Raw genomic sequence first — 23779 nt, 5'->3', positions numbered from 1 at the left:
TTTTTGCCGAGGCACGCAGTTCTGTCGTAGGCAAAATGGTGGATAGTATCAGTAATATTGTGAATATTCGTTTGTTCGCCAAACACGCCTATGAAAACAGCTATATTAGCAAGGCAATTGCTGACACCGTGCAGAAAGACAGGAAGATGCAGGCCAAGATCATTCACATGAGAATTTATTGGGATATCAGTATCGTTGCCTTATTAGGCTTCAATCTCTGGTTGTTAGGGCGAATGTACAGCCAAAATCTGGTAACGGTAGGCGATTTTAGTTTTATCATTAGTTTATCTATCAGCATATTATGGAATCTATGGTTTATTGCTGGCCAATTCGTTGCCTTTTCAGAACAAATCGGTAAGTGTAAGCAAGCCCTTTCTATCATTAATGCAGTTCATGACATTGTTGATGTTAACGACGCAAAACCCTTGATTGTTCATCAGGGAGAGATTCAATTTGAAAATGTCAGCTTTCATTATGATAAAGGATCGTGCCTTTTTAAAAATAAAACGATTATCCTTCATCCTGGTGAAAAGGTAGGTCTTGTCGGTTTTTCAGGAAGCGGCAAAAGTACCTTTGTAAACCTTATTTTAAGACTATTTGCCGTTGAATCCGGTCGGATAACCATTGATCAGCAAAATATTAATGAGGTAACGCAAACGTCTCTACGAGAAAACATCGCGTTAATCCCCCAGGATATTTCTTTGTTTCACCGTACATTAATGGAAAATATTCGCTACGGGCGTTCGAATGCAAGTGATGGCGACGTCATTACTGCCTCTGAGAAAGCCCATTGCCATGAATTCATTAGTCAGCTTCATGAGGGTTATCACTCGATGGTCGGAGAGCGAGGAATCAAATTATCCGGTGGACAACGCCAACGTATTGCGATTGCAAGAGCCATCTTAAAAAATGCACCCATTCTCATTTTAGATGAAGCCACTTCGGCGCTTGATTCGGTCACTGAAAAATACATCCAGGATGCCTTACACCATTTGATGCATGGAAAAACAACCATTGTTATTGCTCATCGCTTATCCACTCTCTCGGAAATGGATAGAATCTTGGTCTTTGATAATGGCCAGATTATTGAAGATGGAACTCATCAAGAATTACTCAGGCTAAAAGGACATTACGCCAAAATGTGGCACATGCAGGCTGGCGGTTTTCTACCAGAATATTTAAACAAACCGGTAGAAAAATAACCAAGCAAAGCCCAGAGCGCCCCTCTAGGATAGGAATATTTGAGAAAAATTACGAATTGGTTGAGCCGAGACCGCTACTAATCTTTTGTTGCTCATCATCAGAATCTTGAATTTCAATAAAAGGAGCAACAAAACCTGGCTGGCTCAACGCTTTTGTTGGCGCACTGGAAACATCTTTGAAGAAATTACTTTTTCTTTGGAAACTGTCAGAAAGAGAAACGCCAATAATAACCAATATACTCGAAATCATTGCAAGAAAACTATAAAAAGCAGATTTAACTTGCGCATCACTTTCGATAGCGTCTTTATGCATTGAACACACAAGATTTATTTTTCGCTCAAAATTCGCAGATTCTTTGACTTGTATAGCAGGAGACAATGCAAAATGCTGGTCAACTATTGCTTTTAATTTAACAAAGGCGCTTGTTAATTCTTCAATATATGGATTTTCCCCAGTTTTTAATTGTTGGATGCTTGCATCGATCAAAGTTAATTTATCTCGTGCTATTTTCTCAGGATTAACGAAGTTATTCCGTAAATACATCTCTAGAGCCATATTTAAAGCATGAAATGCCAGGCATTCTTCTGGGTTATCCGCGAAGCTTATTTCACGTTTAAATGAGCCTAGAATTTCTCCAAGATGCGGATGTATTTTAATTCCATTAACTGCCGACTTAATAATGGTATCCATATGCGCCAAATACTTATCAGGTTCTAAACCATATTTTTCGATTGCATCTTTATATACTGTAAAAGAAACCCTTGTTAGTGCTTGTTGATTTCCTGCATCGTCGGGATTTTTTAAATAATTGATTAATGCAGTTCTGAATTGTTGGATTAATGCTTTAGACATAATTCTTGCAGCTATAATTTATTTATGGGTATAAATATAGCAGGTCAATATTAAGTTAATGTTAACGAAAACACTAAATCGACTAAAAAATTATATAAAATTAGTAAGATAAAAAGGATTTAATAAAAATATCTATTCCTCTGCGCTTCCAACAGCAGAAATAGGGGATTAATTTTCCTTAAAATTGGTTATTAACCATTTTTGAGAAGAATCACTATCCTTAGGCACTGGTTCTATAATGATCGTTTGGACTAAAGGCGGATTAAAGGGACCGCTCGAGGTTGCCCATTGATAAGTAATTTGAAATTGCCAACTAGTCTTATCTTTTGATGTCTTTTTAATTTTATAAGCAGTAATCCAGGGACTAGACGTTCCAGAAACCCAATAAGGCCAACTGTCTTTATATTTATTTTTTAAGGGCTGAGAAAACAACATAAATTGAACAGCACCATTGCGGTCTTTATTAGCCTGAGCAAATAAAGCAGCGACTTTATCTGGACTATCAGGTGCTAAGGCTTTTTCAAGCATTGAAATACGGGCAGCATCAGATTCCGATTGCGACACAACCTCGGTAGCACAAACGGGTAAAGAAGGTATAACAACGCAAAAAAATTAAGAGCAATTTTGAAGTTTTCATAATATTCCCTGACAAAAACATTAAAATTGTTCCCTGAGTTTATCGGTTTAACGATGGCTATTCTACCAATATTTCTTCACTAATTGCTGGATTGTGATCAAATTGCTGCGTATCCTTCGCGTCATTTCGAACGCAGAGCCCTCCTGAGATCGAACACTGCATTCGTTTTCTACCCTATGTCCAAAAGGTAGCGTTCTTCACCATTTTCCCGTAAAATTCCTCACCATTGGATTTAATGGAACCACTTCGTTCCTACAGGACGTAGGCATGCTGTTGCAAAGTAATTAACCTAATATTGGAGTTCATGATGACAAAACTTATTCAACCTATTTTTGAGACAACAGAGAAACAGCTACTTGAATCCACAAAACATCGTTTTTTACTATGTTTACTCCCATCCAAGGATATAAAGACCAGCATAATAAAAAAGTAAAAGAATCTGATTTCCTTGCCTTCGTAGCAAATCCATTTATTGATACTTATTTGGAAACGGCCTTTACGCTTGACGTTGCAATTCATCTGTTGAATGCTACGGTCTCTTTAGCGAAAGCGCTTTATATCTGGTCTCTTAATCAACAAAAGACAAAAGAACTCGTCGATGAACAATCTGCACAAGAATTTGGCGAAGCTTGGTCAAGCGTCTTGCATGCAGGGTCAATGGCAATAGCTCAAAGTTTCAATACTCTATTCAGCATTATTAGCCTCTTTACCCGCCCATTAGTTTCTCTTGCTCAAGAGGTTATTGATACTTCTCTTACTCATTCTTCCCCTTCGTATAGTAGCAGGATCTAAACATAATTGTCCCGGATGCTATTCACTGCCTCCGGGAATCCCCTTGCTCATCTATTCAGCATTTTTCGACTCCGGTACAACCGTTGCAATAAATCCCGAATTAAGATAATTCTTAATAGGTTATTTCTTAAGGCATTTTTCAAGCGCTTTATTGGCTTGCACCGCATTGCGAAGATCTCTTGATTTAACCGCGGTCAGAAGATATTCCGATATAATACGTACAGGCTTGAGGACGAATACCATCTGCTTTAAGGCTGCCATTGTATCCGGCGAGGCATTATTCGCATAAATTTGAAACAGGTGTTCCAATACTGAATAATCTTTCTTGCAATGGCGCGCCACACTACAAAAGAACAGCCAGATATCTCTTGCCTGAGCCTGCGCGAGACTCATCACTGCCAAAGGATTTTCTTCCAAATCAATCAAAAAACTTTGTCATTTTGCAAGGTCATATCACGTAAAGAAGGTCGGCCATGACATAAATTAGCTTGGTGTAAATTGGCGAGTGAATACATGGCTTTTTCAAACAAAACATCTCTTTCTTTGCGATCCATTATTTGCTCTGCCAGCTGCTGTAAATTAAAACCCACATCACTGGTAATAATATAACTGGACGTTGATGCTAAAACTTCCGGTACTGGTAACCCTTTTGTGGCAAATAAGCGCAGACGCTCTGCTTCCTGGGTTAAACTATCCGATTTATCTGTGACCACTGTAGGATAAAAAGTAGCGATGGGAATTAAGTAAGTTAGCAACGAGGCCAAACGATGCCACCTTGTTCTTTTAGAGGGCGGACGGCGTTTTATCCAGATGGTTTGACCTTCAAAATCAATACGACTTAACCATTCTAAAGGATGATTTTTTATATACTCGTCCACTATTTGAAAAACTTGCATTGTTGACTGCTACTTTTTTACACTAACATAACTGGCGAGTACTATATTTAATCGTTGCTAAATTTGCAAATAAACTCTCAATTATTAAAAAAGCCTCCAGAAATCTTTTTCTTGGGACTCGTCGCCTCAAATTTTGACCGCCGGCGTTCCACCCTTATTTATTGTCATTTTATCAAGAAAATAGCCCCGCCAATTTATTCATAAGCGAGAAAATCATGTCATCTAGTGAGCCCAGTTTATCCGATCAGCAACTGTTCATTATTGAAGACAACTTTATCTGCCAACAAGTTTAGGTTGCTTCTTTGAGAAATTATTACCTTAGCCTGGCAACAACCGTCAAAGAAGCGTTGGAATATTTAAATAGGCAAGTATTTCATTGCATCCTCCTCGACATAGGCCTGCCTGATATATCTGGCGAGGAATTGCTGCCTCTCATTCGCAATCATTCTCTCAATAAAAACACCCCTATTATTGTCATTTCATCCCATGTGAATGAGGCTATACAACTAAAATATCTCCAGTTAGGCGCTAACCATATATACGCCAAACCAATTTCCCTGAACACATTGCAGCAATTGGTAGAAAGCACCTTGAGCTCTTAAAAATTTAGCTTAACGAAGGCACCATACAACATATCTTATTACTTATTTTTTGCCATCGCTGCGAAGAAGGCCTCCGCTCGTTTTCCGATTTCATTCTTGGTCAGATCTTCTGTATGTGTCGCGATCATCCAGGAATAACCAAAAGGGTCTTTGAGGTGCCCGGCACGATCTCCCCAAAACATATCCGTTACTGGCATCGTCTCCTTGGCTCCGGCAGCAATAGCCTGTTTGTAGAATGCGTCCACATTAGTGACATAAAGAAAGAGTCCTATTGGTGAATTGCCTAGCGTCTCGGCGCTTTTCGCACAATTCTCCCCACCATTCATCTCGTCACCCATCATAATAATCGAATTGCCGATCTTAATTGTTGCATGCATAATACCGTTGCCATAAGGATTAGGAAAAAGATCAACGACTTGAGCATTAAATGCTTTTTTATAGAATTCAATGGCTTTCTGACTGTCTTTAAAAGTGAGTGTTGGGGTAACAGTATGAAATCCCTCTGGAATCGCCTGAGTCATGTTTTTCCTCCTTAAGTGTTATTTAATAATCCAAGGCAAAGCATTACTTCGCCCAAGCCATCCTTCTGACGAACAAAATAGCGTAAAAAGAAGGAATACAAAGTGTACAAGCCAATTTTTAACAAAATTTGATCTAGTTGACTCATTCATACTCGGTTGATCGGTATTTTGCCTCTGTTTGATATCCTTCCAACGATCGTTTCCTGATTTTAATTTTTTAAAAAGATTATCTATACTCCAATAACTAGCCTAATTGGAGAAATGGTAATGGAATGCACATGCAACAAATGCGGAATGGGTGTCAAAGGCTTAACCTGCAGTAAATGCAATACGTCCTTGGTCAAGGATACAATTACTAAAGATAACCATAAAATACAGGTTGCGAAATGCCCAAAAGGCTGCGGAATGATTAAATCACCTGTCTGCTGTGGTCAAGACATGACTTGCTCAAGCCAGTAACCCAGATTAGGCACATGGTTAATCCGACTAATGACTTGAAGAGTAAATGATTGTTACTATTCTGGGATATACGTTATCCGAATACTAACTAGGACAAGATTATTTTATTTGATACCATTATTCTCAGATTCTCGGCTTAAACTCAGAGAAACTCAATGACTAAATTTTTTAATCGTACCAAGCTACAATTAGTTGGCGATGTTGCCGTTGGTGCTATTGGTAGTGCAAAAAATGGTGTTTTTGGTAGTTTTTTGTTAGCCGCTGGAAACCATGCTGTTGCGGTGGAATCACTCAGCACTCTGGCTGGGGTATGTGCCCTTGGAGGGGCCCTAACAATTATTCCAGTGATAATCGCCTACAACTGGCTATTTGCCTAAGCAAAATGATGCCTCTTTTCTTATGCAGATGGCAACAGTGGGTTTTAGAGGAAGCTTTGCTTTTGTTTCGGGTTGTATGGGAGCGGCTATTTTAGGATTGGCTATTCCTTCTACCGGGCTAACTTCTCTTACAGCCTCGTTAACTTTTAGTTTACTTGTCTTGATGACTCGTATGATTACGGAAGCGACTGCTCCAGCTCTACAGCCAAGAACAAATAGCCATGCAGCGATGAGCATTGCATATTAACTATTTTTCTTTATCAGATACATACGTCCTGTTATAAGAAAGTCTTGTTAATGTCTTAGGCCTTATACAGCGGGTTACAACGTCGACGAATCCACTTTCTGTCCCGGGCAAAGATTATTGTCTTTCAGTGCCTTGACAATCGCATAATTAATTTCGCTTGAAACAAGTTGTTTTAAGTCGACATTTTTAATGAAATACCACAAATCAATAACGATATATAAAACATTGTGCGAAGGCGTTAATTCAAAGAGCACTACCGGCTGATTGGGAGGCTCTTGGATTACATTGGGATTGTTCTTGACCACCTCAAGCAGAAGTTGCTTAGCAAGTTCAAAATCAGTATTACTATCCAGAATAATTTGGCTATTCATGCGACACATTTTATTATTATGGTAAGTATAATTGGTAAAGGATTTATTAATTAAACTCGAATTGGGGATGATGACATCAGCATGCGTTAACGTTGTTATTTGCGTTGATAATAAACGTATTTTTTATATACCCTTCGGTATTATCAATGATAACCAGATCACCTGGCGTAACAGGTTTACGCATTAACAAAATAATACCGCTGACAAAATCACTGACAAGATGCTGTAAGCCAAAACCAATTCCGATGGATAAGGCACCCGCAATTACAGCAAGGCTCATGAAATTAACACCGGCCATTAGCAAAGCTAATATAACAGCAATAACAAAAACAATATAAGTAATGAGCGTAGCAATAGTATCTTGGCGGTATAACTCTCCTTTAAACGCGCTACGACGTGCTACATAAGTCGACAAGGCCCTACCCAACATAATAAGGATACAAAATAGAATTGCTCCTCTTACTATTCGTTTTGGCCAAATGGGAATATCAGCAATAGTGAATCCATTAAAATAAAGCGCTTTACCCGTATCAATGTAATATTGTGACACACCCCATATCTTCATAAAAATAAAGAGAGAAAATACAATAAAGCCCCCATTCAGGATCATTCTTATAGTAAATATTTCAATGAGTTTTTTGTGGGGTTTTAATCCCATCCAGGCATGAATTTTTTGTGAAAGAGGCTGCTCAGGAGCGCTTAATAAAAAATATACCTTACCGAATAATTGAGTGACCCTCCATGTAATCCATATCAACACGATGCTAGCGAGAACATTGGGAAAAAATGAATGGCAAAATTACTATAACCTAGCCAAGCCATAGCAATAGTAAATAAACTCATACTCGCTAATATAATTTTGCCCAACTTGACTTTAAGAGAAGAAATTGATTTAAAAAAGGAAGTCGGAAAATAAGCCAGCCTAACCAACAGGCAGCCAAACTAAATAAAGTAATGAAAAGAGTAATGCGTAACTCTAAAAGGTGAGGGGGAATCCATTGCCCCCGGATTAAAATGGCGCCTATAGCTCCGAAAAACAGTAAGGTCATCAGAACAGTAAATCGTTTTAATAAAGCAGCTCTTAGACCGTCCGTCATATAACTTACATAATTTGCTCCTATAAGTAGAGCAAATCGTAACAACGCCATAGCAAAGAGGTAGTATAACAAGGCATTGAGTAATAAAATAACACCTGGATAAGGTACCACTCCCCCTAGAACTCTATGAAGATATAAATTGGCTAGCAAGATAGGCAAAAGAAGCGATAGCGGCCATTGGAGGATAGGAGCTATCTTTTTGATAATAAATGTTTTTTAATATTCTTCTTGATTAAATTAATTCCAAATAAAGTAAAACAAAGCCCCCCAGCAAGATAATAACTACTCTTATAAAGTGCGTATTATTCAGATGGTTAGTACCGCTATACTGATAAAACGTTTGCCCATTGAGTGGAAGTGTAAAGAATTGGCGATCAATTTTCTCCCAGATTGGCGATGATCTGGTTAGAAGGTTGGATAAACGGGTTTTAGACATTCTGGCATTAATTTCATTAATTATCTCCTGAGCTCTATAATCAAAAAAATGCATTCTGCGGTCAGTTTTTCATTGAGATTTCTCTGATTAATCAAATATTGATAGCGGGTATCTTTTTCCTCTTTTAAAACAGTCAATACGGAGTTATTTTGCAGCATTCCATCAATTTTTTGTAATTCTGCTTTCCCTCTGGTAGGCATTGATTGGCCTGCTCCTTGAGTGCATTGACAGTTTTGACCGCCGCGTATAGCTCATTATAATTCACTTTATTTGCCAATTGGCGATTTATCTCTTCAAGTTGGGTAAGAGCCTGTGGTGCATTAAAACCGATGTCAGATTGTAATTGCGATTTGGCAGCATTGGCAGCAGATAAAAGTAATAAAATAAAAAACAGAATAAATACCGTTATTCTATATATTGGCATTGCTGCTTACTCCGACTCACCTATAAGCTCGCCGTTAGGATCCTATTGTAATAATAGCAGTTAGAAATATAGATAAAGCAAAAACTTAAGATTGAAAGTGACTCACTAATCTAGTTAGACTTGAAGAGCAGGTAGGCAAAGGTTACGTTAATAACTCGCTAAAGAGTTTTCTCGCATCATCCCTATGAGTGAAAAATAAAAACCCTCAAAAATGAGGGTTTCTAAGATACAATTTAAGTTCTTACGCTTATCTTAAGCCAATACTCTTGGGTGGGCAGATATAGGCATTGCCCATATTGGTAACATTGGTTTGTGACATATGACCACTCACATTCCCATCAAAACCGCTCATTGAACCGGTATTACCAGCGCGATTACTGATGATTTGAACATAATTGGCACCCAATCGACTTGCCTTATTCTTCAAATCGTTCATTGCACCTTCTTCGAGGTTTTTGTTAGACGTCCAATCCCCTGTAAAGAAATTACCTTGATTTCCAAACACCTGCCCTACGTATTTACACCCTTTAGGTGCTACATTAGGTGAAGCAATAATACGTGCTGCCTGAGGCTCCAGTTTTATAGACGCACAAGCACTCATCAGCACAGAAACCGCAATAATAGCGCTAACTCTTCTCATTTAAAATGCCCTCGCAAGATTAAAAAGAAGGCCATTCTAGAGATAAATTAAATTCAAAGCAACTTGCCCAATTGAGGGCTATTTCGCTCGGATAAAAATCATAACTCGATTTTAATGTTAACGTAGAATGCTCTATTTTTGCCAATTCGCTAAAAATTACTCCACTCCTTCAATCTAGACTATATTCAGGCTACCATTAGCTAAATAATTGTTAATTGAGACTTCTTATGCGCCATTTAAGCGTCTTCGAAAATTTGATAACTGGGGTGGATACAGCCTTACGCACCCTAATCCCCCCTGCGCAGCGGATCAGCAAACGGAGTACACCAGGTGCAGAACTTGCCGTACCTCCATTGACTTTAAAAGAACAACGTCATGTTGCAGGGCTAATGCGAGTTAACCATTCAGGAGAAGTATGCGCACAAGCGTTGTATCAAGGTCAGGCGTTGACGGCGCAACTAGGAGATGTCAAAACCCAGATGGCAAAAGCAGCGGCAGAAGAAATTGATCACCTAGCCTGGTGTGAAGAGCGTCTGCACGAATTAAACAGTCAGCCAAGCCTGTTAAACCCTTTGTGGTATCTTAGCTCCTTTATGATAGGTTCGCTGGCCGGCCTGGCGGGCGATCGTTGGAGCCTTGGTTTTGTGGCTGAAACCGAGCTACAAGTCTCTGCTCATTTGCAAAAACACTTGCAGAAATTGCCTGCTCAAGATACAAAAAGCAAAGCCATCTTGGCACAGATGCATGAAGATGAAATGCACCATGCCGATGTTGCCAAAGAAGCCGGTGCGGCAGAATTACCCTTTGTTATTAAAAACTAATGCAGGGAGTGTCTAAATTGATGACTCATACCAGTTATCATATTTAATCATGAGCAACTTTCTTCTCATTCTTGCTGGCTTTGCTCTCGTTCTATTGAACGCTTTTTTGTTGCCGCAGAATTTGGCATGGTAAAGTTGCGCCACACTCGAGTTGAGGCAATTAAGACTCAATTCCCTTGGCGTGGCCATATTCTGGCGAAAGTACACGAACAACTCGATGCTTATTTGTCAGCCTGTCAATTAGGCATCACGTTGGCTTCTTTGGGGTTAGGTTGGATTGGGGAACCTGCCTTCACTCGTTTACTCTCGCCATTGTTATACAAGCTGGGCATTGGACAACCAAGTTTAGTTGAATTTATCAGTTTTGTGATTGCTTTTTCGCTTTTGTCTTTTCTCCATATCGTTGTTGGTGAATTAATGCCAAAATCATTGGCCATTCGCCAAAGTGAACAAATTTCATTATGGACAGCTACTCCCCTGTATTTTTCTATTGGCTAATGTACCCTGTCATTTGGTTACTTAATTCTTGCTCAAATTTTCTCCTTAAGCGATTGGGGCTGGATATTATCCATCCTGGCGAGCAATTTCATTCAAGCGACGAAATCAAATTAATCTTACGTTCAAGTCAAATACACGGTGAATTAACTCAGCAAGAGAGCAGTATTCTTGCTCATACCCTAGAATTAGGCGATCTGCGTGCCATGGATGTTATGCGCCCTTATGATGATATGATTATGCTTGATAACCACATTGCCAGTGACAAATTAATAGAAGTGTTAAATCGCTATCGTTACAGCCGCTATCCAGTCTATGATAAAGCAAAGAAACAAATTATTGGCATCCTTCATGTGAAAGACTTACAACCTCTATTACACGAAACACACGCCAACAGAGAATTGTCTCTGGAAGAATTAACAAGACCTGTGCCTAAAATTTCCTATCGGCAACCAGCGTTGACTCTATTACGCCAGTTTCAAGAGGGAATGCCTCATTTTGCTTTAGTTTATGGTCGCCAAGGGGCTATCGTGGGTTTTTTAACCTTGGATAATTTATTGCATCTAGTTATAGGTGTTATCCAGGATGAGTTTCATAAAACCCACGATGCCTGGGTAAAACAGCGTGATGGCAGCATCACTGTACGAGGAGATTGCACACTCCACGCCCTTGAACGCGCCTTACATCATGCATTAACGTTAAGTATCGAAGAGGAAGAAGAAGTCGCTACCGTAGCTGGTCTGATATTACATCGAGTAGGCTCTGTACCGAAAGAAGGGGATACTATTTCATTCCCTGATTTTCTTGCCATAATCGAGCGTATACAAGGTGCTCGAATTAGGCAAGTCAGAATTATCCCTAAAAACGGAGAGAATGCCGCTTAAGTTTAAGGACAACCCATGTCGTCTGGTACTTCATTTATCTTGTTTGTTATTGTGATAGCCTTTATCTTTGATTTTATTAATGGCTTTCACGATGCAGCAAACTCCATCGCGACCATAGTCACTACCGGCGTTTTAACGCCACGCCAAGCTGTTTTATGGGCTGCCTTTTTAATTTTATTGCCTTCTTAATTTTTAATTTGATGGTTGCCCAAATGATCGGCAGTGGTTTGATCGATACCACTATTGTAGATGCCCCGTTTATTTTAGCCGCGTTAGTCGGTGCTATTTTTTGGAATTTGGTAACCTGGTACTATGGCCTGCCATCAAGCTCTTCACATGCCCTGATTGGCGGCCTTGCTGGCGCGGCACTTGCAAAAGCCGGAATCAGTGCCTTAAAACTCTCTGGCTTTGTTAAAGTTGCCATTGGTATTTTGTTTCTCCAGCAGTCGGATTACTTATTGGTTTTTTCTTACTTATCTCTTTAGTCATTTATCGAAATATCGAAGTGAAGCTGCTCTTAATAGAACGTTCAAAGGTTTCCAACTTGTCTCTTCCGCTCTGCTCAGTTTGACCCATGGTGGAAATGATGCTCAAAAACCATGGGGATCATTGCTGTTTTATTATTTTCTGCCTCGTGGCTTGGCGATACTTTTTATGTGCCTTTTTGGGTGGTTATCTCCTGTCATTTGGTTATTAGCTTGGGGACTTTAGCAGGTGGCTGGCGTATTGTTCACACCATGGGCACAAAGATCACTGAACTTAATACCATGCGAGGTTGTGCAGCAGAAACAGGCGCAGCAATCATGATTTTTGCAGCAACTGAGTATGGGATTCCTGTTTCAACGACACATACAGTCACTGGTTCAATAGCCGGAGTCGGACTTATTAATGGGATTAATGGCACCTACTGGCCTGTTTTAAAAAGAATTTTTCTATCCTGGTTATTGACTGTTCCAGCCGCTGGAATAGTAGCAGCCGGCCTTATGCTAACCATTCGTTAAACGAAAAATAACAAGAATTTCTTGTAGTACACTAGCAAGAAAAACAAATACAAGGATGTAGCAAGATAGGCAATCAATAACAACAAACCATCCTTTTCCGATAATCCCAAACCAAACAAAATAATTAACAGTGCAAGCACAAAATTACTGAAAGGAATGGGTAACATCAATAGAAAACTCAAACCCAGTAAAACAATACCGTGTATTCGCTCCATCACAGATGAAGAAAGAAACTGCCAACGCGGTTTTAATAAAAACTCAATGCGTTTTAAATAAGGGGTGGTTCTGTGAACAATCTCGGCCAATTTCTCAGCCTCAATTTTTTGTCTTGCCAGTACCGCTGGCAACCACAAAAAGGGCTTTGCAATAATAATATGCACAGCAATAAAAGTAATAGGTAAACCAAAAATAAAGGAGACGCCAGGAAGTGCCGAAATCGGCAACGCACCGGGCAGAGCGAAAAGAATAATAATCAAACCGTAGGCCTGCTCACCCATGGCGTTAACTAGAGTCTTATATGTCAGGAGGCCTTTCTTGTGTGTCTTTACCAGGCGCTGTAACAAATAAGAAATACTGGTCCGTTTCTGTTTACTCACAATAATCTAAGTACTTTCCTTGCGATTGAGTGCACTGTTAAAACGGCCGTAGCCCCCATAAAGGACTATGCCAATCACCATCCAGACAATAAAACGCAGCATGGTAAACCATGGCAAATTAATAATTAAATAGGCGCAACTGATTACACCTAAAACGGGGATTACAGGCATTAAAGGCGTTTTAAACGGCCGAGGTAAATCGGGATGGGTATAACGTAAAATAATTACTCCAATACAAACCGTGATAAAAGCAAAAAGAGTCCCTATATTGACTAACTCAGCCAAATCAGAAATAGGGATTAAAGCAGCTAAAACAGCCATTAAAGTCCCACATGAAGCAATAATATATACTGGTGTTTTAGTATGCGGATTAATCGAGGCAAACATTTGTGGTAACAGCCCATCACGTGCCATCGCAAGAAAAACACGGCTAAGGCCATAAAATAACACCAGCATTACTGTGGTCAAGCCCGCTATGGCACCAACCCCAACCAAAGCAGCAGCTATTTTGTGTCCCAACATCAATAAGACGTGACTAATAGGAGAGGAGACATTCAACATGCTGTAATGGGCCATCCCCGTTAATAATCCGGAAACGATAATATATAAAATGGTACAAATAGATAAAGAACCTATAATACCTATAGGTAGATCCCGCTGTGGATTGATGGCTTCTTCTGCCGCGGTGGATACCGCATCAAAACCAATATAGGCAAAGAAAATTAAGGAAGCGCCCTCAATAACGCCGCGCCAGCCAAAAGGCATAAAAGGATTCCAATTGTTAGGATTAATATCAATTAGAGCGATTCCAATAAAAAGGAAAATAACAAATAATTTCACCAGCACCATTAAATTATTAAAACGAGAGCTTGTTTTTACTCCATAGATTAATAAAGCAGACAAAATCGCAATAATCATAAAAGCCGACAGGTTAAATAGTCCCCCATCGGCCGGACCGTGTGATAAATAGGGAGGCAAATTAATTTTTAACGCTCGTAAAAAATCGTTGAAATAGCCGCTCCAGCCAACGGAAACGGCAGAAACAGAAATAGAATATTCCAGCAATAAATCCCAACCGACAATCCAGGCAACACACTCACCAAAACCGGCATAAGCATAGCCATAGGCACTACCACAGCCTCCAACAGTAGCGGCCAATTCGGCATAGGAAAGGGCAGCAAAGGCACAGGCAAACCCTGCTATAACATAGGATAAAATGATTGCCGGGCCAGCTTGCGTTGCGGCAACAATACCAGTTAACACAAAAATTCCCGCACCTATAATGGCGCCAACCCCCAGGAAAACCAAGTCAAAAGCCGACAAGCATCGGACTAAATGCGAATCAGTATCTGGGGAATCACTAATAGCTTTTTTGCGAAACAAGTCCATGTTAGTATGCTCTCGACTAAGTGACGTTATAAATCGAATTAGGCTATAGCCCGTCATTAATAGCAATAGTGTCTGAATCACTTTAGCATTAAACCAAGTGGTGTAGAAACCCCGGACATACTGAAAAATCAGATGAAAAATTTCTTATTTTGTTACTCCTAGCGATGACGAATGTTGTTAAAGCGCAAAGTGGCGAATCCTGCTCTAGCTGGCCTTCGTGGTTTAAGCCTGTCTGTCAGCGCTTAAATCAGATCTGGACCGAGGGAAGTAACGAATTATACCTAACCGGCTACGCCTGGCATAACCGCTATACCTATTCGCGAGAAAAGATTAAAACCTACAACGAACTTGCTTGGGGCGGTGGCTTGGGTAAGGGCTTGTATGATGAAAACGGAGATTGGCATGGACTCTATGCCTTCGCCTTCCTTGATTCGCATAAAAATCTAGAACCAGTAGTTGGTTATGCTTTTCTTAAAGTCGCACATTTGCGTAACAACATTCGTGTTGGAGCCGGTGTTGCTGCCCTTGTTACTGCACGTCCGGATATTAATCATGGCATTCCCTTTCCAGGTGCGCTCCCTTGGTTATCATTTAATTACCGCCATGCAACCCTTTCCGCCACCTACATTCCCGGCCTTTCAAAAAGAACGGGAAATGTCCTGTTTTTATCGGGAAAATGGACGTTTGATTTGATGTAATTCTTAGGTAGTTATTTATCTTGCAAATTACTCTTGCCAGAAAGAATTGCACTTGCTAGGCTGGCAGTTCTAATTCACATATGCCAAGGAGATTATTACATGACGTTAAAATCCCTTTTTAGCGCTTTCGTAAGTGCATTGGTAATTTCTGGCTCTTCGTTTGCGTTCGAAAATCCTTCCCGCTGCCCAGACGCTAATTTAATAAAAAGCACTAAGATGGCATTGGCTCAAGCATTATTACGCGACACCTATTTAACTTATAATCTTAGTAAATATGGCACCCCAAATTCCTGGCTTTTTACCATGGGTCCCATTCCTGCCGAATCCGCAGAAAAAGCGGTTGATGAGGGAAACAAACTGTTGGTGAATCTGTCTGGAAATCCTATACCACAAAAAGACCAGGAAGAGATCTGGGCTTGTGTTTATAACATGAGAGATGATCATACTTTTGCGGTGGCTTTTCAATCTGACTCCATGCTTTCTCCACTCAAAGTAAAACAGTTCTTCAATACTAAACATTAATTTACACGGAAATCTTGATTTCCGTGTAGTAGTAACGGTAACGACTATGTCACGATGCGCTTGGTGCACTAAAGATCCCCTCTATATCGCTTACCATGATGAGGAATGGGGAGTTCCTGTTAGAAAACGGGAAAAACTCTTTGAAATGGTTCTCTTGGAGGGCATGCAAGCAGGCTTAAGCTGGTTTACTATTCTCAAAAAGAGGGAGGCCATGCGCAAAGCTTTCTTAGATTTTTCACCAGAAAAATTAGCCATCCTGACAGACAAAGAGCTTGAATTATTACTCAATAGCGAAGGTATTATTCGTAATAAATTAAAAATTAATGCTGTACGTACTAATGCCATCAGTTTTTTATGTGTGGAAGAGCGGGAAAATATTATTGATTATTTCTGGCAATTTACTGATGGACAAACCATTCAAAACAGCCGGCAAACCCTGGCCGATATTCCAGCAATCACCCCAGCTTCGACTGCAATGGCCAAACAATTAAAAAAGATGGTTTTGCTTTCATGGGGCCAACCACCTGCTACGCCTTCATGCAATCTGTAGGTATGGTCAATGATCATGTCAAATCCTGTTTCCGCTGGCAGCAACTACAATCAGTAATTGGAAGCTAAGAATGCTTCCATGCAACTTGTTTTCTTAATCTCGGTACCCCACTCCAATACTGAAATTCTTTTATATCGTTGTTAAGCAGTTCCTGCTTTAAACCCTGTCAACTTAACAAAACTTAATAGTCACAGCCTTTTTACCTACAAAGCGGACACTCCACACCAAATTAAAAACCCAGTTAATCTTCGTAAAGGCACGACCTTACAAAACGCTTATACATTGGTGCGAAAAATAGCCCTGCAGACTATTTACCATGAGTTACACCGAACTTAACCAATTTACTTCCCCTGTTTGATCTAGGGTTTTTCAATTATTTACCCTATTTTTTCTCCCTATTCCAGAGGCTGTCTATGGTGGTCAAATAGAATTATTTATGAACAGATTGTACATAAATAATGGAGATCCCCATGTTTACTAAAACAGACAGCCAACTTCAAGGAAAAACACTGACGTCGTTAATCTACCGACCAAATCCTCATCCAAATTTGCTTACACGATGTCTATAGACCTTGCACCACTTAATCAATTTAAACAATTTTGGCTAAAAACCCGAACGACAGTAAGATTTGGCAATGTCTGGCTGATAATTATATCAACCGACCCTATCTTGATATCCCCTCCGTAATAGCGAATCACTCTTATAACCTACAGCATAACAATTATACGGTTTATCACCGCAATCATGATGTCACTCATGCCGTTAGACAACGACATTATGCGCAAAATTATTTGGAAATTATTGCTAAATACGGCACAGACAAATTCAGTGCCCTAGCCAAAGATATAGCTAATGATGCTGGGACAAAAACCTGCTTGGAATTAGCCATTTTTTATGTCGCAGTGGCCGAACCAATGAAAAATCAGGTCGAGACGATCCAAGTAATGCTAAGCGCTCTTCAGAATTATTTACTGAGGTTGCAGCCAAGCTAGGATTTGACAAGGGGTTGATTGAGTTTCTCGCTTTCTCAGTCGCCACCCATAAACCAAATTTTGCTGATTATAGTGATTTAGTTAACAAACTTCCCGGTAACGATAAAGAAAATCTGGCGAAATTATTATATAGAATTATCGACTTAAGTCATCATACTGATCTGGTACGTTGTAAAACGGGCGGGCCTGATCAACCTGTACGGAAAGATATCGAACATGAGCTGGATGAGCTTTTAGCGGAAAACCAAATTGATGTTCCTAAGGCCGTATCGAATTTACTTACCTATGCTATCCAATCCTGCAAAACGACTGGTACCCGCGTTAAATATCGGGAATTTGGCAAAGAAAATACAGACAATAATGCGCAGTTAAAAGTCTTACATACCCAAAATGTTCTATGGTCAATGGGCGAATTACAAAAACAAAACTTGATATAGAACAAGTAGTTCATGATGGTAAATATGGCAAATTTCAAGAACTGATTAAGACAGTTGTCCATACTAAAAAATTAGATTTAACTAATTGGACAATTGACGCTAAGGAATTAAATACTCTCCTTGAAATAATTGCAAAACACGAACTAACAAGCGCCTCACTTGTAGGTTTACAACCTAGTACTCATCAACAGGCGTTAGTTACCGCGCTAAAAATAAAAAACAGAATACTCCAATCCTTATCAAATATGCGCAAGCATTGGATGAAAATACAGTCAATAACTTTGATCAGCAATTTCAGCAACAAGCTCGCGATCGGCTCAAAGTCTCTATGGCCTTCGAGCCTTCACGACTTGCTCGTGCCAAAGACAAAGGGATTGGTGCTTTTCTTTCCCAAGTAATGAAAGAAGTAAAAGGTGATGTTCCTTCTTTCGGTGGCGACCAATTTGCAACCCATGTTACCAGCGTTACCAAATTAGCTAACCCTGAAATCGAACAAAAATACGCAACAGTTAAACAACAGATAACACTTCAAAAACCGCTGCCTCAAACTTATCTCGCGCAAATGCAAACTATTGAGATACCTGATATCAAATTAGAGGATGGTGAAATGTTACTTTACCACGGCACAGGAGCTGATATTGCCCATCTCATCATGACAAATGGCTTTGATGAAAACCGTTGCCGCCGCGTTACCGGCAATGGCTATGGCCCTTTGGGAAAAGGAATGTACTTTACTTCCGAGCTTTCAAAAGCAGCTACTTTTTCTCGTTGCAGCCAATGCAACCTGATTGAGCAATGTTTCTGTTACGATAAAGAAACCATGCAGCCAGCCGAACGTGTTGTTTTACTAAATCGTGTGTACGTAGGTAATGCTGAGATTTTATCGGCAAAAAACGATCTCATTAAAGAGAGAGAAATGCCAGCAGACTCTTTTGATTCCTGTATTGCTTTATCAAAAGAGCTTGCGCCTAAATCAGATTTTCGCTCAACTGAAATTTGTGTTCCTAAAGGTGCGCAAATCATTCCACTCTACGAGATTCGCTTCACCTTTACCCCTAACTATTTGTTGGCAGCTAATTGGGATAAAGCTCTGGCTAATAATGGTTTATCAAGCACACCTTCTGGTGATTTTCGAGAATTACTTAAAAATCATCGCGCATCGCTGCACACAGTAAATCAATTAATAGAGAGCGATGCGTCTGATATCAACGCTCAAATAGAGCGGCTTCAAAAACTGGGCAATGAGATCATTAATCACTTAACCAAAATGAAAAACCAGCTTGAGCAAATACAACACCCTAATATTCAACAAGACCAAAATCTCAAACAAATAACTGCTCAACTTAGAGATATGAATACGCTACAGACGCAACTAGCTGACGCTCTAAAGCAAAATCATGATCTCGCTGTACAAAAACAAGAAAAACCAGTTACATCCAATTACGCATCATTTTTTACCCCCAAATATGCCTTAAAACAAAAAATAACCACTGTAAGTGATGCACTTAACAAGGACACATTTATTTCAGGTTTGATTAAGAGCCTTGATATAGCGCTTGAATATAATCAAAAGAAAAACCATTCCAGTCGCTTCGCGCTCAGTGTGTTCTCTTCAAACCCCCCACATCGCACTCGCTTAACGCAAGAAATGATTAGGCTGCGTGATTCATTAAATCAGTTGGATAAAAAGATTTAGTTCAAGCAAGCAACCTGTTATCCAAAGCGATCGATGACTTAGAAAAAGCCGCCGACACTAATAACAACCTTGGTGCTATCAAAACCTCAACTGCTTATAACAATCTTCTTCAACATCAGCAAAAATTACAACAACTCATGCTTAATGAAACCATTGAGTTGGCAGATATGCAATCTGCGGCCAATAATCATTCGGAGAATAATGATAGCGAATTGGTTTTGAATATGGGAAATTGACAATAGTAAATGGCTCTTCATTGTGAAAGCAATGAAGGGCTGATGTTCCTCCACCCTTGATCCATGTTATTAGATACTAAATTTGGGACTATAATTTGAAAAACATGGATTAATTATATGAGTTGGAATAGGAATCGACAGTAGTGTATCCGATTTATTAAAGCCATTTCATCTAGTCATTCTGAGCAAAAGGAGATCTCTCGCTACGTTCGAGATGACGTTGAATAACATCAATTATAGCTATCTAGGATGGAGAATGCTGCAATGAAAATTAAGATGGTTAGTGCTACATTACTAATACTGCTTACATTGAGCTTACCGAGCTTTGCCAAAATTATTATTCATGGCCATCCGGTCCAACTCGATGCCGACGGTAATTACTACGATTTCCCAGATGACTATTTCTATAACAATCCCGGAAATAACTACCACTATGTCATTTTAAATGGTGTAAGACGAGTATGTTATCTTTCTATAAAACCAGAATTAGGTGCCCTTGATCGAGTGCGCGTCCTTCTTGAAATTAAAGAACAAATCTTGCCTTGGTATTGTTATGCCTTTAATCCACAATTCTTTGAAGTAGATTATTAAGGAAAGAACATGAGGGCGAGCTTTCCTCTCACACCGTTATAAGCTTACCGATCTGTTTTACGAATAATAGAGCGCTTGAAAGCCGTGATATGGCGGTAAGCCTCATCAATCCTGCTTGCTTTAATCTCACCTGCTTTTACCTTGGCTTCAATAATATCAATCACCACCTTGGGATCTTGAGCTGATGCAGAGAATTGATTGCCAAAGATGAGCATATCTACACCTGCATTGATAGCTAGGGTTAACGCATCGTCCAAGGCAAAATTAGCGCTAATCGCTTTCATTTCCATGTCATCCGTAATGATGACGCCATCGAAATGTAATTGTTCCCGTAACAACTCTGTTATCACATGATGAGACAACGTAGCAGGCAATCCAGATTTATCAAGATTCCGATTGACAATATGGGCCGTCATAATCATGCCACAACTGTCATCACCTCCAGAGAGTAATTTAAAAGGCTCCAATTCGGATTCTTGCCAGGTGTCAGTGACATCTACAAAACCTAAATGAGAATCGGCATTAGCACTACCATGGCCGGGAAAATGTTTATATGCACACTGGACGCCATGCTGTAAAAAATAATGTGAGAAAAGCTTGCCATAACGTGCTACTTCAATTGGATTGGCAGAAAAGCTACGTTTCTTTTTGGCAATAATGGGGTTGCTTGGATTAATATTAACATCCAGATCGGGGGCAAAATTTAGATTAAACCCGACAGACGCTAATGTTTGTCCCATTGTATCAGCAAGTTGACCCGCCTCATCCAGACTCATTTTACCGACAAGCTCTGCTGCAACAGTTTCAGGAAAACCATAGTCTTTGTTTAATCGATTGACTTCACCCCCTTCATAATCCACTGAAATTAATAAAGGGAGTTGTGGACGGTGACGTTTTTCATTTGCACGCCAATTGCTTCGTTGCAAATAATGATTTAATTCTTTTACCTGTGTTGGACTGGCTATATTTTTATCAAAGTTTTTGGTACGCTGATTGTAATCAAATAGAATAACACCGCCAATGTTATCTTCATTAATCGCTTTGATAACCGGCGAATTTCTATCAACGGTCTTGCCATCAAATCCTATTATTAGCATTTGACCAATCTTATCACGCAAACTAACGTCGTCCGCGCTCGCCAAATCAGTAACAAGTAGAGAGCAAATGACTGCTAAAATCCTAAAACACTTCATGGATTAACCTGCTGATCGAAAGCAGAAATGATAACAATTTAATCAAAAAGAATCAATATTGATTTTTTGGCTTAAATTAAGTAAGCTGGATAATGCCGATTGGTAGTTTAACGAAGACTATGCTACTTTTTACTTAAGCCACTTCAGGATGATTACGATGAAACCATTTGTTGAGCAAGCTCAATTTTATGTTGGATACCATCAAAAGCCGATAACTCGTTATACGCATTTTGCCGGTATTCCCTTAATCATTTTTTCCTTGATGATTTTTTCGGTTTTTTCCATTTGGTTATTCCTGGAGTACTTGATACGAACCTTGCTGGAATAACTACTATAGTCTTACTTGTTTATTATTTCCGTCTTAATTGGCGCCTGGCATTAACGTTGACCCCCATTCTTTTCTGTTTATTATGGATAGCTGACGCTATCAGCTATGCGGGTCCAACCAGCGGGGCCTTATGGACTTTTATCATTACCTTTATCCTCGGTTGGGGTTTACAGTTCCTCGGCCATTTTCTAGAAGGAAAAAGACCTGCTTTTATGGATAATTGCTGGCAAGCATTGGTTGCTCCATTATTCCTAACCGCTGAGGTATTTTTTATGACCGGCCACATGAAGGAATTAAAAGAGCAAATTTATGGTAAACCCGAAGAGCCGCAACCTCAGGAACCAGTAAAAAAATCAGATTAATTTAATTACCTGCCTTGGTCATGAGGAAACACTGGTGGATACGTTTATTGCGTTTGAAATCTAAGTCAATGGTTTCAGCACTAATATCCACCACCTTATACTTTTCGTTAACCTGAGATGCCAACTTGAATTGCCTTAAGTTGGTTGAAAAATACAAAATACCCCCCAGGATTTAGTAAGGACATGGCCGCATCAATTAAATGCTGATGGTCACGTTGTATATCCAGAGTAACTGTCATACGTTTTGAATTGGAAAAGCTGGGTGGATCAAGAAAAATCACATCAAAACGATCTCTTGTTAATTGAAGCCATTCCATACAATCGAAATGAATAAATTGATGTTTAGATAAATCAAGGTGATTAAGTTTAAAATTATCTTCAGCCCAACTTAAATAAGTTTTTGATAAATCAACATTAGTCGTCAAGGCGCCCGCTAAAGCGGCGTGCACACTCGCACTGGCTGTGTAGCAGAAACAGTTAAGAAAACGTGTTCCAGGTGCCAATTGAGCAAAGCGCATACGTAACGGTCTGTGATCAAGAAATAACCCTGTGTCTAAATAGTCATACAAATTCACTTGCAACTTGGCGCGGCCCTCTTGGACCGTCATAATCCGTTGAGTCTGATTTATTTTTTGATATTGGTTAGAACCTTTTTGTTGTTTACGTTGCTTAACCACTAGTTTATCAGCAGCAATACCCAGCGCATGAGGAACCACCTGCATTACGTCTAAACTACGCTTTTCAACCTTATGCGCGGCTATTGACGCTGGTGCAGCGTACTCTTGTAGCACAGCATAATCATTATAAATATCAATAGCATAAGCATATTCTGGCAAATCGGCATCATAGACACGATAGCAATTTATCTGATTGCGCTTTGCCCATTTTTGCAAATGCTGAAAGTTCTTCTTCAGGCGATTAGCAAACATCTGGGCTCCTGATGATAAAGCGCCACTCTCACTACTTTTTAACTGGTTCTTGGCATTCAGGACAAAGCAGTAGAGCTTGCACTCCAAAGCACCATTAAACAAGGTATATTGTTTATTTGCACGTAAGCCTAAGGCCTTAGCAAGCATTGGATTAGACGTTAAAACAGCGGCCTCCCATCCCTGATAATGAGCATGGATAGTACTGCCTAGTTGTTGATAGAGCGGTACCAGTTGCGTTGCTTCACCTAAACGTTCCCCATAAGGAGGGTTGCAAATTAATAGGCCCTGCTCATCGGCTGGCCGACAATCGTTAACTGCTTGCACAGCAAACTCGACTAAAGGCAGTACACCAGCCCGCTCAGCATTAGCTCTGGCAATAGTAATGAGCCGTTGATTATTATCCGTTCCTTTTAGTTTTACTTTGATGGGTTTTACCTGTTGTAAAGCATACGCTCTCATTTTTTCCCATAAAGAAGATTGATGTTGCGCCCAATAAATCAACGA

Annotated in this window: 23 protein-coding genes and 8 pseudogenes; 16 read left to right on the top strand and 15 right to left on the bottom strand. The window is 39.7% G+C overall.

The annotated features are described in order from the left end of the window. Positions 1-1202: ABC transporter ATP-binding protein (locus BN58_RS03760; protein WP_019215709.1), on the top strand; the 1202-nt coding region annotated here is incomplete at its 5' end. Positions 1203-1251: 49 nt separating this feature from the next. On the opposite strand, the gene BN58_RS03755 is transcribed toward BN58_RS03760, so the two are convergent. Next, the gene (locus BN58_RS03755; RefSeq protein ID WP_019215708.1) at positions 1252-2055 is read right to left on the bottom strand and encodes a hypothetical protein; all 804 of its coding nucleotides are present in this window, start codon (positions 2053-2055) and stop codon (positions 1252-1254) included. A gap of 168 nt (positions 2056-2223) precedes the next feature. After that, positions 2224-2619 carry a hypothetical protein gene (locus BN58_RS03750; RefSeq protein WP_019215707.1) on the bottom strand — a complete coding sequence of 132 codons (396 nt, stop codon included), beginning with the start codon at positions 2617-2619 and terminating at the stop codon, positions 2224-2226. A gap of 457 nt (positions 2620-3076) precedes the next feature. On the opposite strand from BN58_RS03750, the gene BN58_RS03745 reads away from it, so the two are divergent. Then, entirely contained in the window at positions 3077-3484 is a 408-nt protein-coding gene (locus BN58_RS03745; RefSeq protein ID WP_019215706.1) for a hypothetical protein, read from the top strand. A 120-nt stretch (positions 3485-3604) separates the two neighbouring features. Here BN58_RS03745 and BN58_RS03740 read toward each other — a convergent pair whose 3' ends face one another. Both BN58_RS03740 and BN58_RS03735 read right to left on the bottom strand, forming a co-directional pair. Beyond that, positions 3605-3910 (bottom strand): hypothetical protein, encoded by a 306-nt coding sequence (locus BN58_RS03740; protein ID WP_026069233.1) that lies wholly within the window; start codon positions 3908-3910, stop codon positions 3605-3607. Continuing rightward, entirely contained in the window at positions 3907-4380 is a 474-nt protein-coding gene (locus BN58_RS03735) for a BUD32 family EKC/KEOPS complex subunit (protein ID WP_026069232.1), read from the bottom strand. The genes BN58_RS03740 and BN58_RS03735 overlap by 4 nt, the downstream gene beginning before the upstream one ends. Before the next feature lie 302 nt (positions 4381-4682). Between BN58_RS03735 and BN58_RS21830 the strand changes: the two genes are divergently transcribed. After that, complete coding sequence (locus BN58_RS21830; RefSeq protein WP_019215705.1) at positions 4683-4982, top strand: response regulator; 300 nt, start codon at positions 4683-4685, stop codon at positions 4980-4982. A 38-nt stretch (positions 4983-5020) separates the two neighbouring features. On the opposite strand, the gene BN58_RS03725 is transcribed toward BN58_RS21830, so the two are convergent. After that, on the bottom strand, positions 5021-5503 hold the full coding sequence (locus BN58_RS03725) for a VOC family protein (protein ID WP_019215704.1): 483 nt from the start codon (positions 5501-5503) through the stop codon (positions 5021-5023). Between the two features lie 614 nt (positions 5504-6117). Between BN58_RS03725 and BN58_RS03715 the strand changes: the two genes are divergently transcribed. Both BN58_RS03715 and BN58_RS03710 read left to right on the top strand, forming a co-directional pair. Next, a complete protein-coding gene (locus tag BN58_RS03715; RefSeq protein WP_019215703.1) occupies positions 6118-6339 on the top strand; it encodes a hypothetical protein in 222 nt (73 codons plus the stop codon). Continuing rightward, positions 6332-6586: a hypothetical protein gene (locus BN58_RS03710; protein WP_019215702.1), complete on the top strand. Its 255-nt coding sequence runs from the start codon at positions 6332-6334 to the stop codon at positions 6584-6586. The genes BN58_RS03715 and BN58_RS03710 overlap by 8 nt, the downstream gene beginning before the upstream one ends. A 74-nt stretch (positions 6587-6660) precedes the next feature. On the opposite strand, the gene BN58_RS36775 is transcribed toward BN58_RS03710, so the two are convergent. The 6 genes and pseudogenes from BN58_RS36775 to BN58_RS03680 all read right to left on the bottom strand — a co-directional run bounded on the left by BN58_RS36775 (position 6661) and on the right by BN58_RS03680 (position 9554). After that, positions 6661-6957, bottom strand: coding sequence for a hypothetical protein (locus BN58_RS36775; protein WP_019215701.1), 297 nt, complete (start codon positions 6955-6957; stop codon positions 6661-6663). An 84-nt stretch (positions 6958-7041) separates the two neighbouring features. Then, a pseudogene (locus BN58_RS37465) lies at positions 7042-7387 on the bottom strand (mechanosensitive ion channel domain-containing protein); the annotation flags it as partial. Positions 7388-7805: 418 nt separating this feature from the next. Next, positions 7806-8165 carry a hypothetical protein gene (locus tag BN58_RS03695; RefSeq protein WP_019215699.1) on the bottom strand — a complete coding sequence of 120 codons (360 nt, stop codon included), beginning with the start codon at positions 8163-8165 and terminating at the stop codon, positions 7806-7808. Positions 8166-8286: 121 nt separating this feature from the next. Next, positions 8287-8490 carry a hypothetical protein gene (locus tag BN58_RS03690; protein ID WP_156812342.1) on the bottom strand — a complete coding sequence of 68 codons (204 nt, stop codon included), beginning with the start codon at positions 8488-8490 and terminating at the stop codon, positions 8287-8289. Positions 8491-8623: 133 nt separating this feature from the next. Further along, positions 8624-8914, bottom strand: coding sequence for a hypothetical protein (locus tag BN58_RS03685; RefSeq protein ID WP_019215697.1), 291 nt, complete (start codon positions 8912-8914; stop codon positions 8624-8626). 247 nt (positions 8915-9161) lie between these two features. Beyond that, the gene (locus BN58_RS03680; protein WP_019215696.1) at positions 9162-9554 is read right to left on the bottom strand and encodes a DUF4156 domain-containing protein; all 393 of its coding nucleotides are present in this window, start codon (positions 9552-9554) and stop codon (positions 9162-9164) included. A gap of 227 nt (positions 9555-9781) precedes the next feature. Here BN58_RS03680 and coq7 point away from each other — a divergent pair. The 4 genes and pseudogenes from coq7 to BN58_RS36765 all read left to right on the top strand — a co-directional run bounded on the left by coq7 (position 9782) and on the right by BN58_RS36765 (position 12755). Then, a pseudogene (gene coq7, locus BN58_RS21825) lies at positions 9782-10422 on the top strand (2-polyprenyl-3-methyl-6-methoxy-1,4-benzoquinone monooxygenase). A 79-nt stretch (positions 10423-10501) separates the two neighbouring features. Then, positions 10502-10971: pseudogene (locus BN58_RS32640) on the top strand (CNNM domain-containing protein); the annotation flags it as partial. 105 nt (positions 10972-11076) lie between these two features. Then, positions 11077-11754: a transporter associated domain-containing protein gene (locus BN58_RS21820; RefSeq protein WP_408605454.1), complete on the top strand. Its 678-nt coding sequence runs from the start codon at positions 11077-11079 to the stop codon at positions 11752-11754. A gap of 15 nt (positions 11755-11769) precedes the next feature. Continuing rightward, positions 11770-12755: pseudogene (locus BN58_RS36765) on the top strand (anion permease). On the opposite strand, the gene BN58_RS03660 reads toward BN58_RS36765, so the two are convergent. Continuing rightward, on the bottom strand, positions 12752-13351 hold the full coding sequence (locus tag BN58_RS03660; protein ID WP_019215694.1) for an exopolysaccharide biosynthesis protein: 600 nt from the start codon (positions 13349-13351) through the stop codon (positions 12752-12754). The pseudogene BN58_RS36765 and the gene BN58_RS03660 overlap by 4 nt on opposite strands. A 6-nt stretch (positions 13352-13357) precedes the next feature. Beyond that, entirely contained in the window at positions 13358-14740 is a 1383-nt protein-coding gene (locus tag BN58_RS03655) for an amino acid permease (RefSeq protein ID WP_019215693.1), read from the bottom strand. 146 nt (positions 14741-14886) lie between these two features. Here BN58_RS03655 and pagP point away from each other — a divergent pair, with 146 nt between their 5' ends. The 6 genes and pseudogenes from pagP (at position 14887) to BN58_RS21805 (ending at position 20463) form a co-directional block, all read left to right on the top strand. Beyond that, positions 14887-15438 (top strand): lipid IV(A) palmitoyltransferase PagP, encoded by a 552-nt coding sequence (gene pagP / locus BN58_RS03650; RefSeq protein ID WP_408605453.1) that lies wholly within the window; start codon positions 14887-14889, stop codon positions 15436-15438. 99 nt (positions 15439-15537) lie between these two features. Then, on the top strand, positions 15538-15960 hold the full coding sequence (locus tag BN58_RS03645; protein ID WP_019215691.1) for a DUF4949 domain-containing protein: 423 nt from the start codon (positions 15538-15540) through the stop codon (positions 15958-15960). A 46-nt stretch (positions 15961-16006) separates the two neighbouring features. Beyond that, positions 16007-16578: pseudogene (locus BN58_RS21810) on the top strand (DNA-3-methyladenine glycosylase I). A 532-nt stretch (positions 16579-17110) separates the two neighbouring features. Then, a pseudogene (locus BN58_RS03630) lies at positions 17111-17940 on the top strand (SidE phosphodiesterase domain-containing protein). Positions 17941-18196: 256 nt separating this feature from the next. Beyond that, on the top strand, positions 18197-19636 hold the full coding sequence (locus BN58_RS03620) for a PARP domain-containing protein (RefSeq protein ID WP_083852093.1): 1440 nt from the start codon (positions 18197-18199) through the stop codon (positions 19634-19636). 500 nt (positions 19637-20136) lie between these two features. Then, entirely contained in the window at positions 20137-20463 is a 327-nt protein-coding gene (locus tag BN58_RS21805) for a hypothetical protein (protein WP_040916111.1), read from the top strand. 44 nt (positions 20464-20507) lie between these two features. Here BN58_RS21805 and BN58_RS03605 read toward each other — a convergent pair whose 3' ends face one another. After that, positions 20508-21656: a glycoside hydrolase family 3 protein gene (locus BN58_RS03605; protein WP_019215684.1), complete on the bottom strand. Its 1149-nt coding sequence runs from the start codon at positions 21654-21656 to the stop codon at positions 20508-20510. A 157-nt stretch (positions 21657-21813) separates the two neighbouring features. Between BN58_RS03605 and BN58_RS21800 the strand changes: the two are divergent. Beyond that, a pseudogene (locus tag BN58_RS21800) lies at positions 21814-22346 on the top strand (Mpo1 family 2-hydroxy fatty acid dioxygenase). A 1-nt stretch (position 22347) separates the two neighbouring features. On the opposite strand, the pseudogene rlmKL reads toward BN58_RS21800, so the two are convergent. Further along, positions 22348-23779 (bottom strand): annotated as a pseudogene (rlmKL, locus tag BN58_RS21795) (bifunctional 23S rRNA (guanine(2069)-N(7))-methyltransferase RlmK/23S rRNA (guanine(2445)-N(2))-methyltransferase RlmL); the annotation flags it as partial.

Source organism: Legionella tunisiensis (assembly GCF_000308315.1).
Lineage (GTDB): Bacteria > Pseudomonadota > Gammaproteobacteria > Legionellales > Legionellaceae > Tatlockia > Tatlockia tunisiensis.
Note: the sequence above shows the minus strand (reverse complement) of the source record. Positions and strands in the feature narration are given on the sequence as shown.

Excerpts from the sequence above, each read along its gene's own strand:
- BN58_RS03745 (WP_019215706.1), top strand. The coding sequence starts at position 3,077 with ATGTTTACTCCCATCCAAGGATATAAAGACCAGCATAATAAAAAAGTA.
- BN58_RS03755 (WP_019215708.1), bottom strand. The coding sequence starts at position 2,055 with ATGTCTAAAGCATTAATCCAACAATTCAGAACTGCATTAATCAATTAT.
- BN58_RS21805 (WP_040916111.1), top strand. The coding sequence starts at position 20,137 with ATGAAAATTAAGATGGTTAGTGCTACATTACTAATACTGCTTACATTG.
- BN58_RS03680 (WP_019215696.1), bottom strand. The coding sequence starts at position 9,554 with ATGAGAAGAGTTAGCGCTATTATTGCGGTTTCTGTGCTGATGAGTGCT.
- BN58_RS03685 (WP_019215697.1), bottom strand. The coding sequence starts at position 8,914 with ATGCCAATATATAGAATAACGGTATTTATTCTGTTTTTTATTTTATTA.
- BN58_RS03645 (WP_019215691.1), top strand. The coding sequence starts at position 15,538 with ATGACGTTAAAATCCCTTTTTAGCGCTTTCGTAAGTGCATTGGTAATT.
- BN58_RS03690 (WP_156812342.1), bottom strand. The coding sequence starts at position 8,490 with ATGTCTAAAACCCGTTTATCCAACCTTCTAACCAGATCATCGCCAATC.
- BN58_RS03735 (WP_026069232.1), bottom strand. The coding sequence starts at position 4,380 with ATGCAAGTTTTTCAAATAGTGGACGAGTATATAAAAAATCATCCTTTA.
- BN58_RS03715 (WP_019215703.1), top strand. The coding sequence starts at position 6,118 with ATGACTAAATTTTTTAATCGTACCAAGCTACAATTAGTTGGCGATGTT.
- BN58_RS03655 (WP_019215693.1), bottom strand. The coding sequence starts at position 14,740 with ATGGACTTGTTTCGCAAAAAAGCTATTAGTGATTCCCCAGATACTGAT.
- BN58_RS21820 (WP_408605454.1), top strand. The coding sequence starts at position 11,077 with ATGGATGTTATGCGCCCTTATGATGATATGATTATGCTTGATAACCAC.
- BN58_RS03725 (WP_019215704.1), bottom strand. The coding sequence starts at position 5,503 with ATGACTCAGGCGATTCCAGAGGGATTTCATACTGTTACCCCAACACTC.
- BN58_RS03605 (WP_019215684.1), bottom strand. The coding sequence starts at position 21,656 with ATGAAGTGTTTTAGGATTTTAGCAGTCATTTGCTCTCTACTTGTTACT.
- BN58_RS36775 (WP_019215701.1), bottom strand. The coding sequence starts at position 6,957 with ATGAATAGCCAAATTATTCTGGATAGTAATACTGATTTTGAACTTGCT.